Origin of the sequence: Zobellia uliginosa, from assembly GCF_018860745.1 — a bacterium.
Taxonomy (GTDB): Bacteria; Bacteroidota; Bacteroidia; order Flavobacteriales; family Flavobacteriaceae; genus Zobellia; species Zobellia uliginosa_B.
In genome coordinates, this window is record NZ_JAHKPY010000002.1 from 289,817 (window position 1) to 305,481 (window position 15,665).

General features: G+C 37.5%; 6 protein-coding genes. 3 read left to right on the top strand and 3 right to left on the bottom strand.

Going from position 1 to position 15,665, the window contains the following annotated elements:
• Positions 1-8: 8 nt before the first annotated feature.
• Complete coding sequence (locus tag KO521_RS01995) at positions 9-4,220, bottom strand: hybrid sensor histidine kinase/response regulator transcription factor (protein ID WP_215938232.1); 4,212 nt, start codon at positions 4,218-4,220, stop codon at positions 9-11.
• Between the two features lie 452 nt (positions 4,221-4,672).
• Here KO521_RS01995 and KO521_RS02000 point away from each other — a divergent pair, with 452 nt between their 5' ends.
• Genes KO521_RS02000 through KO521_RS02010 form a run of 3 tightly spaced genes read left to right on the top strand, consistent with a single transcriptional unit; the run spans position 4,673 to position 10,027 of the window.
• Positions 4,673-6,538 carry a sulfatase family protein gene (locus KO521_RS02000; protein WP_215938233.1) on the top strand — a complete coding sequence of 622 codons (1,866 nt, stop codon included), beginning with the start codon at positions 4,673-4,675 and terminating at the stop codon, positions 6,536-6,538.
• Positions 6,539-6,571: 33 nt separating this feature from the next.
• Positions 6,572-8,179 (top strand): sulfatase family protein, encoded by a 1,608-nt coding sequence (locus KO521_RS02005; protein ID WP_215938234.1) that lies wholly within the window; start codon positions 6,572-6,574, stop codon positions 8,177-8,179.
• A 3-nt stretch (positions 8,180-8,182) separates the two neighbouring features.
• Entirely contained in the window at positions 8,183-10,027 is a 1,845-nt protein-coding gene (locus KO521_RS02010; protein WP_215938235.1) for an arylsulfatase, read from the top strand.
• A 166-nt stretch (positions 10,028-10,193) separates the two neighbouring features.
• Here KO521_RS02010 and KO521_RS02015 read toward each other — a convergent pair whose 3' ends face one another.
• Positions 10,194-11,945 (bottom strand): RagB/SusD family nutrient uptake outer membrane protein, encoded by a 1,752-nt coding sequence (locus KO521_RS02015; protein ID WP_252729815.1) that lies wholly within the window; start codon positions 11,943-11,945, stop codon positions 10,194-10,196.
• Positions 11,946-11,955: 10 nt separating this feature from the next.
• On the bottom strand, positions 11,956-15,186 hold the full coding sequence (locus KO521_RS02020) for a SusC/RagA family TonB-linked outer membrane protein (RefSeq protein WP_215938236.1): 3,231 nt from the start codon (positions 15,184-15,186) through the stop codon (positions 11,956-11,958).
• Positions 15,187-15,665 lie beyond the last annotated feature (479 nt).

The window sequence follows — 15,665 nt, forward strand, 5'->3', positions numbered from 1 at the left end:
CAGTTAAATTACAATAGAGATTCATTTGCAGGTTTAATGGTTTTGCGTCTTGCTGCTTGGTATTCTTTTGGAAGCTCTCCATAGACTTTTTTAAAGCATTTTGTGAAGTAGGAAGCAGTGTTAAAACCGGACATATAAAGAATTTCTTTTACGGTAAGATCCGTAGATTCCAATAACTGTTTAGCTCTTTTTAATCTAAAACGTCTAATAAACTCGCCAGTAGAAAGACCGGTAAACTCTTTAAATTTATTATAAACTGCACTACGGCTCATAGCAAGTGCAGCGGTAAGAGATTCTGCATTGAACTCCGCATCCATAATATTCATTTCCAATAACTCAATAACCCGGTTTAAAAATTCTTGGTCTGGTGAAGTAATTTTAATTTCACTGGGAGAAATCGAAACTTCCCGCTGTATATAATTTCTCAAATCTTTACGGTAGCGCATGATGTTATTCAGCTTCACTTCCAAATGTTCTAAATTGAAAGGCTTAGTGAGGTAATCGTCAACACCTATCTTAAGGCCTTGCAATTGGGTGTCATCATCTGTTTTGGCAGTTAGAAAAACAATGGGAATATGATTATACTCTACTTGCTTTTTTACTTCTCTGGCAAACGATATCCCATCCATAGTAGGCATCATTATATCACTTATTATAATATTCGGAGTATGTACTTTTAAAATATCAAGCCCTTGTTGGCCATTTTCGGCTTCCAATATTTCGTATTTTTTATAAAGTCCACTTTTAATAAAGGTCCTTAAATCAGCATTATCTTCTACCACCAAAAGAATTGGTTTCTCATTTGTTGTTATAATTTCATCTTCATCTTCTGTTTTGAAATTCACTTCTTTCAAGTGGTCTAAATTAGGATGTACCATTGCTTTGGTAGATTCAGCCCCAATAATCTTATCGTCTTTATAAAAATCGAATTTTTTGGGAATGAAGAAAATGAAATTGGCTCCTTTCTTAGTTCCCTTTTCAACTATAATCTCGCCATGATGCCGTTGTACCAAGCTTTTTGTGAGTGCAAGACCAATACCCATACCATAGGTATTTCTGTTTTCTGCACTGTCATCATTAAAAAACCGGTCAAATATTTTTTCTAGACTTGCGGAAGAAATACCGTTACCATTATCACGGACTTCGATTTTAACGAATTCTTCTTTTTGATTATTTATCTCTTTGGATATGTTGCTGATAACCACAGATATCTCACCACCATCTGGTGTAAATTTAAAGGCATTGGAAAGCAAGTTGTTCATGACTTTTTCCAAAGCATCGGGGCTGAACCAGGTAATGAGTTCATCTTCTTCACAATTCAATGAAAATTGAATAGAGCGGTTTTTGGCCAAGAAATCAAAAGATTCTTTAATTTCTTTTATGTTTTTTAGAATGTTAAAATAACCCACTTCAAGAACCATTTTTTTCTGTTCTATTTTCTGAAAATCCAGCAATTGGTTAACAAGACGTAATAGCAAAGAAGAGTTCTTTTGCATTAGCCTATATTGGTTTAGGCGCTCTTTGGGCTCAATAATATCATTGTTTTTTTCTAAAAATTGTAGTGGTGCATTTAGTAATGATAGTGGTGTTCTAAACTCATGTGAAACATTGGTGAAAAACTCCATTTTCATTTTGTTGAGTTCATCGGCCTTTTGTTTGGTAAGATGGTCCATCTTCAGCTGATGTTTCTCCTCAATTCTAATTAAGGTAAACTTGCCAAATGTATACAGTAACAAAATTGCCAAGAGCACGTATATGGCATATGCCCAAATTGTTTTCCAAAAAGGAGGGGCAATAATTATTTGCAACCTATCGGGTTGTAAGTTCCAAAATCCATCACTATTGGCGGCTTTAACTTCAAAACTATAAGTACCGGGCTCTAAATTGGTATATGTAACTAAATTTCTATTGACCGGAGCTTCTATCCAATCATCTTGAAAACCTTTTAATCTATACTGAGATTGGTTTTTGTTAGGCGACGAAAAATGTAGTGCAGAGAACCCCAAAGAAATGTTATTCTCATTGTAATTAAGGTTTATCTCCTCAGAAGTTAAAATGGTATGATCTATAATTTCTTTACCATCAATTTTTCTGTTGGGTGAAACCAGTTTATTGTTGAGCAAAAAACGATCTATATGAATCTCAGGAGGTATCGTGTTTTCTTTTATAGTTCGGGGGTAAAAAGCATTAAAACCGTTTACGCCACCAAAAATGAGTTCACCGTCAGATTTTTTCAGGGAGGTCAACTCTTCAAATTCATTACTCTGTAAACCATCTTCAACATCGTAATTTTTAAACGTTTCATTTAAAGGATTAAATTTGGAAATGCCGCTGTTGGTAGATATCCACAGATTTCCCTCATTATCTTCCTCAATACTTTTAATTACGTTGTTGGGTAATCCATCTGCCTCGGTATAGGCCTTAAAGTATTCTTTACCAGTGGTCTTATCGTCAATGAATTTATTTAGGCCACCACCCAATGTTCCTATCCAGATGGTGCCTTTTGAACTTTCAAATATAGGTAAGATGTAATTGTTGCTTATGCTGGTTGAATCATTTTCAATAACAGCATAATATTTAAACTCCGGGTGTTCATCTTGGAGTTGATCGGCAGAAAGTTTGTTCAAGCCCTTTCCTGTACCTACCCAAAGATTCCCTTTGCTATCCTCAATTATAGTGCGGATAATTTTGCTGGAAAAATTGAAGCTATCAGCAAAATTATCCAATTTTTCATATGGAGCTTCTCCGGAACGAAAGAGGCCTTTACTATATGTACCGTACCATACTTGCCCAAATCTATCCGTACACATGCTAAAAACGGTAGAGTTGGTTTTACCGCTAAATTTTATCTTAGGTTTTTTAGAAGGGGCAGTAATGTCTATTTGATATACGCCCTGCGAGCCCGAGTTGCCCAGTTCCAATATTTTTCGATCATCTATTTCAATCTCATTCATACAAAAGGCGGAGTTTACCTTTTCTATGGCCCTAAAATGGGTGAAAGTACCATCGCTTTCTTCTTTTAGCAACATGCCTAATCCGCCTCTGGTTCCAAACCAAAGCGTACCATTGCTATCCTCATAAATAGATTTAACAATATTATGGCCCAATGTTCCTGTACGTAAATCACCCACATAATGGTTAAACTGCTTACCGTTTAAGTCCAACTTATTTATTCCGGTTCCAAAGGTGCCAACCCATAAAATTCCGGTTTTATCTATGAGTAATGATCTTATATAATTAGAGCTTAAGCTTGCTTTATTTTCAAAACTGGTATCGTGGTGTTCTTTTAGAATTAAAGTATCCAGTTTTAATCGGTATTGGTCCAAACCGTTTTTTGTGCCGCTCCAAAGTCTATTTTTAGAGTCGATAGCCATTTTTAGAATAGCTTGTTCTGCTATTTTTTTAAGTTGTAAATCTTCAGGTTTTTTAGATTTAACTTTGGTATAAATACCATTGGAGGTTGCAAAAACCATTTGACCGTTGGTGTTTTGAGCAATCTCTCGTACAGTAATAGTATCTCTGTATACCTGCTTAATTTGGGGAATAGCAGCTTTGTCTTCTGCTTCGGTTTTTAAAAGACCGGAAGGGGTACCTATCCAAACGGCACCTTGCTGATCTTCAAATATGGTAGATGGTATTGTTTTTAAAGTATGATGATTCTCCGTAAAAGGAGAGTTAAAAATTATGTTTTTATAATCGCTTGCATTTCTAGCAACTTGTAAACCCTTGGTTGTACCTATCCAGAGTCTATTTTTTCTATCCACGATTATAGACCTGATAAAATCCGAAGCAAGACCACTAGTATTATTTTTACCCGTCGTTAAAACGTAAAACCTACCGGTGTTTCTTTCGTAAAAATTTATGCCGTACCCAGAGGTGCCAATCCATAGATTACCTAATGAATCTTCTGCAATAGTACTTATAAGGTTACCGCTAATGGCGTACGGATTTTTAGGAGAAGGTTTGAATTTTTTAAAATTACGACCATCATAACGGTTGAGGCCATCATCAGTACCAATCCAAATATAACCGTAACTATCCTGGTGAATAGCAAGAACGTCATTTTGGGAAAGGCCATCATTACTATCTAAATGTTGAAAATAGGTTTCCGTCTGGGCAACGGAAAATAGAGACAACAACAGCATAAATATACTTAGGCAAATCTGTTTCTCAATAGTAACCTTTGGATAGACCTTTTTAGAAATACTATCTAAAAGCAACCTGGGTTTTGATAAAGTACGTTCGGTAAGAATAACTGATATTTTTAAGTGTATATAATCCTAAACATAGTCTTAATTATTACTGTACACAATAAGAATTTGGATTACGAAAAGGTTTGAAGTAATAAGAAACAAATAAAATTAATTGTTGCCCTTATTTTTCCCAGCTTTTTCTCTTTTTGAAACAAAAGTTTTAGTCTTTTAAACATTTGTTTCAATAAGAATGTAAGTTGGGGTCATTGTAATCATAGATTTAAGGTATGTAATTTTCCTTCCAGACTTAATGTACATCCTCATTCCAGCACTTTAAAACGTAACTATATCTATACAAAAGACTTTTGTTATACAATTTTGATAGATAGTTACAGGCTATTAGGAAGATAAACCACACTTTTGAGGAATAGTGCTAATTTGTATTGATGACCAAATATTGATACACAAAGAACCAAGGAATGAAATTAACATATATATTGCCTGTTCTAGTTTTATTGATTAACGTAGCCTGCAAAGGACAACAGCAAACCAATCAAAAACCACCTAATATTGTTTGGATTGTTTCAGAGGATAACTCAAAGCATTATCTTAAATTATTTGACAAAAATGGAATTGAAACACCCAATATAGAGGCTTTGGCTGAACATGGCGTACAATTCAACCGAGTGTTTTCCAATGCACCGGTATGTAGTGTAGCTCGTTCAACTATTATTTCTGGTTGCTATGCTCCACGAACAGGAGCACAGTTTCACAGGCGTTCGGAATTAGTACCTATGCCAGACTCGTTACGTATGTTTCCTGCGTATTTGCGTGATGCTGGCTATTACACGGTTAATAATAGTAAAGAGGATTATAATTTTAAAAAAAGTGATCAGGTGTGGAACGAATCTTCCGCAAAAGGTACTTGGAAAAACCGGCAACAGGACCAACCGTTTTTCTATGTGCATAATATAGGGACCACTCATGAATCTAGACTTCATTTTCCTGAAAGTGATATTATAGATGCGCCAACTACGGCAAATGTAAATGAGTATACGGTACAACCTAATCATCCGAACACAAAACTTTTTCGCTATACCAATGCTCGGTATCGTGATAGAATCAAAGAAATGGACGGTGAGTTGGGAGAAGTTGTAAAGGCCTTAGAGGCAGATGGGCAGTTGGAAAATACATTTATTTTTTATTATGGGGATCACGGCGGAGTATTACCTGGCAGTAAGGGATATTTGTACGAAACCGGACTTCACGTTCCCATGGTTGTTAGGGTTCCGGAGAACTATAAAAATATGATCGACTTGAAGATTGGAAGCCAAACAGATCGTTTTGTGAGCTTTATAGATTTAGCACCAACCGTTCTTAATTTGGCCGGGGTACAAGTACCAAAGCAGATAGATGGTAAACCTGTTTTTGGGAATGGTGTTGATACAAAAAAAATAGATGGTGAAGACGTGGCATATGGTTATGCGGACCGTTTTGATGAAAAGTATGATATGGTACGTTCCGTTCGCAAAGGGAAGTACAAATACATAAGAAGTTATAACCCGTTCAATTTTGATGGGCTTATGAACAACTATCGTTACAAACAAGCCGCTTATAGAGAGTGGAAAGAAATGTACGAAGATGGGAAATTGAATGGAGTGGAATCTAGTTTCTTTAAATCACGTACTCCAGAAATGTTATTTGATGTAGAAAATGACCCGTACGAGACTACAAACTTAGCAGCTGATCCAAATTTCATTTCTTCCCTAGAAGAGATGCGCGATCTTTTAAACGAATGGGTTACAGGAATGCCGGATCTTTCTTTTTACCCTGAGTTTTATTTAGTGGAAAATGCTTTTGATAATCCTGTGCAGTTTGGAAGAACCCATAAAAAGAACATTCAAAACTATATAAAAACAGCTAATTTAATGTTGCAAGATCCAGCAACGGTACAGGCGGATTTAAAAAAACAGCTACGGTCTACGGACCCATGGCAGCGCTACTGGGCATTAATTGTTTGCAGTAGTTTTGGTGAAAAAATAAATGTGCTTACACCCGCTATTAAAGAAATAGCTGAAAATGACGAACAAGGTATTAACAGAGTGAGGGCGGCAGAATATTTGGGATTAATTAAAGCTGTGGACCCAACTACCGTGATGATTGAAGCCTTGTATTCTGCTAAGCATGAAACGGAAGCATTATTGATTTTAAACTCTATTGTTCTTCTAAATTCCCATGATTACGGATATAATTTTGATATAGATGAAAACAAAATCAACTCTGCATTTAGAACTGAAAAATCAGAAGTTCTTCGCCGGATTGAATTTTTGAATTCTGAACTGTAATTAATAACTCCAACTACTACATAATTATTTAGGATGGGAACAATAAATATTTCATACAAAGCAAGGATAACGCACTTTGTCATTTTCCTGTGTTGTATCATTAGTTTAAAGGGAATCGCACAGGAAGACAAAGAATATACCAGCGAAGAAGAAAGGCCAAATATTATATTTCTGCTTTCTGATGACCAAACCAGTGCGGCAACAGGCTGCTATGGTAATGACCAGGTTAAAACACCAAATATGGACCAATTGGCAAAGGATGGTGTTCTCTTTCTCAATCATTACAATACTACTTCCATCTGTATGGCCAGTAGAGCCAATATTTTAACGGGAATGTATGAATACAAGACCGGATGTAATTTTATGCATGGTGACCTTGCCGTAGAAAAATTTGAAAATTCCTATCCCATATTATTGCAAGAAGCCGGTTATTTTACTGGTTTTGCGGGTAAGGTAGGTTTTGTTCTAGATGGTCCGGAGTCAGAAAAAATTGAAGATGGATTACCGGTAGGCTATTTTGATAAATGGGGAGGGGGACCTGGACAAACCATTTATGAGACTGCAAAAAACCCGACTATAAAAGAGTACGCAAAAGAATACCCGCATAGTACCAGGGCATATGGCGCTTGGGCAGAAGATTTTATTAAAGAAGCAAAAAGTTCCGGAAAACCTTTCTGTATGTCCATCAGTTTTAAGGCACCTCATTTACCTTTTACACCAGACCCTTTCTTTGATGAGGTGTATGCTGGGCAGACGTACAAAAAGCCCGATAATTACGGGGCAGAGAATGCTGAACATTTGTCGCCTCAGGCAAAATCAGGCCGTCAGTATAATTCGTATGATTTCTGGAGGGATTCAGAAGCATCCTATCAAGAGGCGATTAGAGCATATAATCAGTTGATACACGGAGTGGATTATGCCATTGGGATGATTCGCAAATCGCTGGCAGAACAAGGTGTGGATAAAAATACCATTATCATTTTTACAAGTGATAATGGGTATAGCTGCGGAGCTCATAATTTTGGGGGCAAAGTACTGCCATATGAGGAAGCTTCTCGTTCTCCATTTATTATCTACGATCCACGCTCACCGGAAAGTCAAAGAGGAGTACAGCGTAAAGTCGTAACCGCCAATATAGATATGGCACCAACTATTCTAACCTATGCAGGCATTGATATTCCTAAAAATATGGATGGGGAAAATTTAGTGCCTTTAGCAGAGAAAGAACAGGGTATTAAGCGGGATCATATTGCATTGACGAACATGTGGGGTAATGATGAAATTCAGGCGCTAACCGTTGTTACGGAAGATTATAAATACATCTATTGGCAATATACGGATGACCGTATGCAGCCAACGGAAGAGCTATTTCATATTTCAAAAGATAAACTTGAAATGCATAATCTGGCACAAGATGGAGCATATAAAGCAGAATTAAATAAAATGCGAAAGCTTTATGACAAACGTTACAAAAGCTTGGTAAAAAATGGAATGAAAACCAATGATTATGCAAAGTATGCTGTTTTATTTGACCGAAAAGCACCAGAGAGTTTAAAGGAACAGTATCGTACACTTAATTATGAGCAATTATTAAAGCTAGAAGGTGGGAAAAGAAAAAACAAGAACATTCATAAAAATTAGAAAATGGGAATTCTAAAAAAGGTATCGTACGTGTGGATAATGAGCTGTAGTCTCTTTAGTACTGTAACAGTAGCTCAAAGTGAAGATAAACCAAACGTTATTATTATTTTGACGGATGATCAAGGGTATGGAGATGTAGCGGCTCATGGAAATAAGGTTATAAAAACACCGTCAATGGATAAAATGTACAATGAGGGAGTACATTTCACCAATTTTCATAGTGGTACTACCTGCGCTCCAAGCCGCTCAGGATTAATGACCGGTGCGGACGGTAACCGGGCAGGGGTGTGGCATACGATTAGTGGTGGAAATTTTCTCCGCGAAAAGTTTGTATTGATGCCAGAAATTTTCGAGGAAAATGGATACGCTACCGGAATGTACGGCAAATGGCATTTAGGAGACGCTTACCCATATCGCCCAGAAGATAGAGGGTTTTCGGAAACTGTGGTACATGGTGGTGGCGGTGTAGGTCAGACGCCAGATTATTGGCAGAACGATTATTTTGACGATACCTACTGGCGTAATGGTACTCCGGAAAAATTTGAGGGGTATTGTACAGATGTCTTTTTCTCTGAGGCTATGGCTTTCATGGAAAGAAAAAAAGACAATCCTTTCTTCGTTTATATTTCTTTGAACGCTCCTCATGGTCCTTTAAATGTGCCCGAGAAGTATTATGAGATGTATAAAAATGAAAGTTCCATCAATGAGGACCAAAAGGCCTATTACGGTATGATTACCAATATTGATGATAACATGGCGCTTTTGGATAAAAAGCTAGATCAGTTAGGCTTGAAAGACAATACCATCTTAATTTTTATGACGGATAATGGAACCTCTACCGGGCATAGAGAAGCTAAGGGAAAAGTACAAGGTTTTAATGCGGGTATGCGCGGACATAAAGGGTCGCAATACGAAGGAGGTCACCGCGTACCTTTCTTTATGAGATGGGAAGATGGAGACCTAACCGGAGGTCGCTCTATAGACCAACTGACCATGAATTTTGATATTCTACCAACACTTATAGATTTATGTGATTTAGGAAAAGTACCAAGCCCGGGATATGATGGTACGAGCCTTGCTCCTATATTAAAAAATGAAACAGAAAAATTACCACACCGTTATACCGTGGTAGATAATAATCGTTTACAGCAACCGGTAAAATGGCGTATGAGCGCAGTTATGGATGATGATTGGAGACTTATAGACGGTAAGGAATTATACAACATTAAAAAAGACCCGGGTCAAGAAAAGGATATTGCCAAAAAGAATATAGAAAAGGTTGCGGAAATGCGTGATGCCTATGAAAATTGGTGGGCATATATTTCTCGTGATTTTTCTCGTTTCGAGGCATACAAAGTGGGGGAGCCGTGTATTAAGGAAACCACGATTACAGTGCATGATTTACATAGTGATGATCCTTTGGCCTGGAACCAAGCTTATATAAGAGACCCTAATTCCGGTAAGAAGCCTGCTTTTGCAGAAGGGTTTTATATGATCGATGTTCTGCAAGATGGATATTATGAAGTTGAATTAAGACGATGGCCCAAAGAATCTAAGTTAGCATTTAACGCAACTCTGCCCCAATTGGGAACAAAGAAAAAATGGTACGTTCCAAGACCTGAAGGTGTAGTACTTCCGTTAAAAAGCGCCAGTATAGATATTGATGCTTTACATTTAGATAGGCCAGTAGATATGAAAAATGATAACGTTACTTTCAATGCCTATTTAGTAAAAGGCAGAAAAAGATTGGAAGCGAATTTTGTTGGAGATGATGATACTCGCTTTGGTGCCTTTTATGTGTATATGAGAAAGGTGGATGCTAAATCTGCTCAAAAAAGGATCAAGTAACTATAAGATAGCTTTGGAGCTTAAAATATAAAAGGACCAGCTGTAAAAACGGTTGGTCCTTTTTGTTTTCAGGACTTCATCTCTGTCATAAAAAAACCGGAGAGCCTTTTAGGCTCTCCGGTTACAAACTAACTCAACAAACAACTTTTCTAAGGTATAAAGGGCCTTAGTACCCATCATTTTGAATAAGCGCCTCCGTTCTATTTATTTCTGATTGCGGTATTGGTAAGTAATACTGTTTTTTGTCAAATGGTCTTGTTTCAATTGTAAATTCTTCAAAAGAAACATTTTCATCAAGATCTTTTGTCCAGCGCAAACCTTTTACGTCAAAACCAAGATTATTCTCATTTAACCAACGCCTTTCGTCAAAGAAGTTATGACCTTCAAAAGCAAGCTCTACACGTCTTTCTCTTTTTATTGCCTCCAATAGTTCGGGGCCACTAGCTGTAATAGCTGGCTGTAAGGCTCTTTCTGAAACTCTACTTACATATTTTCTTGCCGTCTCTTCATCTCCAGCTCTAAAAGAAGCCTCCGCATAATTTAAATAAATTTCCGCAAGTCTATAAATAATATAGGGTCTTCCGGGGCTAGCTTGTTTTACATCCGTACCTAAGGCCTCATTTTGAAATTTACGTATCGCATACCCGGTTGTAGAACCGTGTCTAAAATTTCCTAAGGTTTGTTGGTCTTGTGAAAAGGAATCCAAACCATCTGGTACAATTGTATTATCTACAGAAATAGAATAATCAATAGGTCTTCCTCTGAAAGTCGCCCCTTGATAATTGATGTTGGCATAAAAACGCATTTCGCGGTTCTCGTATGGGTTTGCAGCATCAAAAGAAGGACTATCGGTAGTGTTACCATCTTCCATATTATATATCATGGTGTAGTTGTGCAATGGCGTAGAAAGACTCCATCCATCAAAGCCTCTAGGTGATTGCGCGTTATCAGGTTGGGTGGTTACATCTGTACCGAATCCGAAAATTGTTCCACCAAAAGGTCTAGCGAACAAGATATCTTCATTTGCTGATAAAAACAGCTCTTGGTAAGCCTTAGCATTTGGAGTGCTTATCAAATCTCGATCCCCTACTAAATCAATCACCGCTTTAGCTGCATCCGCGGCATCCTGCCATTTGTTGGCTTTGTCATAAGTGTACAATTCCAAATTAGATGTTTGTGGAGCCATAGATGGGTCGTGCAAATCACTCGCTGCATATAATAACGTTCTTGATTTAAGGGCCAAGGCAGCTAATCTTGTAGCTCTACCAAATTCTCCACTTTCTCTAGTTAAAGGTAAAAGTGGTGCGATATCATCTATTTCGCTAACTATAAAATCTACCATCTCTTGATAACCACTACGCGGGATATTAAAGTCGTCATCTAGCGTTGCTGCAGTGGTCAACAATGGTACCCCTCCATAGAACTTTAGCAATTTTGAATACTGGTTAGCTCTTAAAAAACGCATCTCTGCCTTTAGGGCTTCAATTTGATCAGGATTATTTATTTGCGCCTCGCTACCTTCAACCAAGTCCAAAAATACATTTGCCTGTCTTACATAGGTCCAAAGGTCCTGCCACTTCTGGCCTAATTGACCTACATTAGAAGAAGTCCACCCATTAATTACGTTAAAGCGATCTTGGGCCTGTGTTGCTGCGTTAAAGTTCATTCTAGCTTCAAGGGATGCTATCTCAACATTCATGTAACGAGCCCAAAATTGGGAGCCAGCCCCAAATGACTCCGTACTGTTATAAGTTGTAAGTAATAACAGTTCAACTTGTTCTGGTGTACTCAATACCAAATCACTGGCAAAAGAGTCCCTTACATCTATATCCAAGCTTTCTTCACAACTGCTAAAGGTTATAAAGAACGCCATCAGCATTGTAATGCTTATTCTTTTTATTGCTTTATTATTTCTCATAATTCTTTTTTTAGAAACTAAAATTAACACCCAAAGTATATGTTTTTAGGGGGGTATATTGTGCTCCTCTAAAATTGTTGTACCCTGTAGCTTCAGGGTCAAGGCCCAAGTCCCAGATATCTGAGAAGAAAGTGGCTAGGTTAAATCCTCTGGCAAACAAACGAATGTCCGCAAATTTGATAACATCGCTTTTTAAAGTGTATGAAAGTTCTACTTCTTTAAGGCGTACAAAAGAGGCGTCAAAATAGTAAATGTCAGCAAAACCAGAAGTTCCGTCTATTTGACCTCCACTGATAGCATCTCCTTGCGCAAACGCTCTTGGGTAGATTGAGTTTGTATTGTTCGGTGTCCATCTTTCATTGAATACAAATTCTGGTTTTGCACCTGACTGATCAAAGAATACCAACGTTTCTGCTTCAGCTTGCCCTTGAAACAAAAAATTGAAACCAAAGGCTTTGTAATTGAAGCCCCCATATATACCGTATTGTACTTGTGGAATGTTTGAAGTTGATGTTCTGATAAAATCGTTTCCATCAACTACACCATCATCATTTACGTCTACGTAAATTGGTTCTCCCGGTACAGTGCCCTCTCTTTTAATAGCAGTGGCATCAACCTGAGCTTGGTCTTTAAAGATTCCATTGGTCGGGAAAACATTATTATAGGAGTCTATTGGTTTACCAGCTTGCTTTTGGGAATCTAGGATATTTTCTCCCTCAGGTAATGAAATCACTTCGTTACGAGCATTTGTAAAATTCATTCCCAAATTATAGGAGAAGTTATCGTTTACTTGATCATTCCAAGCCAATTCAAATTCGTAACCCCAACTTCTGGTCTCACCTATGTTTTCAGCCGGAATTTGACTATTCTGTAATCCTATAAACCCAGGAATAGCCCCTGATCTATTCACTAAAATATCTGATCTATCTTGTTCGTAGTAGTTGAAATCACCTGATAACTTATTATCGAACAATGTAAAGTTCAAACCAATGTTCCATAGCTTAGCCGTCTCCCAAGTAACATCGGTATTTGCTAGCCTAGCAAGATTATAGGTGTTGGAAAAATTTTCACCACCTTCTCCTAATACATAATAATTTGGAAATCTCGTGCCTAATGGATTATTTGTGTTATTTGTATTTGTTCCAAGATCAAATAAGGAAAGGAATTGGTTAGCGCCAATACGATCATTACCCATTTCTGACCAAGAAGCCCTAAGTTTTAAACCGTCTATCCAACTAACGTTCTCTAAGAAACTCTCTTTATCAATTGCCCACGAGACCGCAGCACTTGGAAATGTCCCATAACGATTGCCTTCGCCAAATCTACTGGATCCATCGTATCGCATTGTAAAGTCCACAAAATACTTTTTGTTAAAATCGTAGGATAGGGATCCAAAGAAATCCTGTCTTTTGAACTCGGAGCTAGTTCCTCCGGAGGATTGTCTATCATCATTGTTACCTTGAAACAATTCTCCTCTGCTAGCATCAGGAAATCCACCAACTTTTGATGCAAAGAAATTATTTGAATCATTATTCAACCTTTCCATGCCTACGAAGGTGCTTATAGAGTGATTGCCGAAAGTGTTATCATAATGTAAACGAGCATTATAAATTTGTTCATCGAATTTGCTAAAACGCTCGGTCAGGATACGTTCTGTTCCTTGCTGATTAGATCCAATTCTTGGTTCAAAAGTTCCATCATCCGATTGTGCGTAAAATGTCCAAGGAGAATACCAAGTTTTTCTATTGGTCTCTATTTTTCTAAACCCTGTAAATCCTTTTATACTTAACCCTTTTAATAACTTGCTCAGCTTCCAATCTACTGTAAAACGACCTGTAGTGGTATTTGTAAAGATATCATCAAACCCAGAGGCATTACTAGAGGTTAAAATAGGATTTCCTTCATCGCCTCCTCGTGCAGGAAGACCATTGGGATATCTTGCAATTTCATTTGGCGGTAAACCAAAAATTAGTTTATAAATATTATTGGCATCCACACCTGGCGCAGTCCTTTTACCAAAACGTGTAGCTAAATCTACTCCTAATTTGAAGCTATCCGTTAAATTTACATCAATATTAGAACGAAGTTGGTATTGCTTAAAACCTAAAGAACCTGATTTATATAAACCTTTTTGATCTATAAAATCACCACTAACGAAATACTTAGCTTTTTCGCTACCTCCAGAAACAGAAAGAGATGTTCTAGATTCAGGAGAAGTCTTTGCTAATACCTCATCGGCCCAATCAGTATTTGGAAAACCTGCAACATCCTGAGGTGTAAATAATGGGTCGGCATCTGCACCATTAACTCTTGCATTTATTTCATTCTCATAGGTTGCAAACTGGTTTACATCCATCAATTCTGGCCGTTTGGTAAAAGATGAAACGTTGTACGCATGAGAGAAATTGATTTTAGGCTTGCCGGATTCACCTCTTTTTGTAGTTACCAGGATAACTCCGTTCGCTGCTCTAGAGCCATAAATTGCGGCAGCGCCATCTTTAAGTACGGTAAGTGATGCAATATCTTGTGGTGCCAATTGAGAGAACGAATCTGAAGGAACCCCGTCAATTAAGATTAGTGGAGTATTATTTCCTAAAGTAGATTTACCTCTTATTAAAATCGTGGTAGCATCATCATCTGTATCACCACCCCCACCATTGCCTGCACCCGGTACACCGCCACGGTCACTAATAATTAGACCTGAAGCTCTACCTGCTAATGATTTGGCAACATCCTTACTTGATGATTGCTCAATTGCCTTGCTACTAATAGTACTTACTGATCCGGTTACTTCTCCTTTTTTCTTAGTAGAATACCCTAAAACAACTACTTCGTCTAATAGAGCAGCATCCTCTTCTAAGGTCACGTTAATTTCTGTTTGGCTACCTACTTGTATTTCTTTCGAGGAAAACCCAATGTAGGAGTATACAAGTGTGGTTTGATCATCATCTACTTCAATACTGTAATTACCATCAAAATCCGTGGAAGTACCATTGGTAGTCCCCTTAACCAGAATGGTTACACCTGGCAATGGACCCATTGCATCTGATACCGTACCGGTTATGGTACGTTGAACGGGATTGATAGTGAGGTCGTTTTCTAAAGTCGATTCCGTAAAAATCGAAGACGCGTGAGATTGAATCGGAATCGTTAATGCTAAGATTATCGCGAACCTTAGTACACGTAATCCATTGATGCGGTTGCCTGGGCAACGGGCATCAGTTAACCATTTAATTTTCATAAATTTGAATTAGTTAGAGTTAAACATGCCCCAGAGTCAATGGGGTATTACTTTACTTCATGCACAGCATGAATTTCTAAAAGGGGAATGTTAGCGCATTCTCCTTTTTTTGTCAGTTGTTTCGTGAGTTTAATTGTTGGGTCATAATAGGTTGATTGATGTACGATATTGATAATATTCAATTAATTTTTACAAAAGAACCACAAAAAGAGAGGGTTATATTTGCGAAATTTAACTACCGATTGCACTATTTTACCATTTTTAAGATTTTGTTGGGTAAATGACGTCAAAATTGAGTTTACGCCAGGAGGGTAGTAGCTTGTATAACGAACCTTATGTTAAGAGATCAATAAGTCAGGTAGTGGATATACAACGGTTACAGGCAAGTTAATTCCTAGCAGTAGCCTATATTGCAGTTATAGTCAAATTAACCAGTGATCAACCTAGAGTTGCCCTACTTTATGAAAGAATGGTATTGT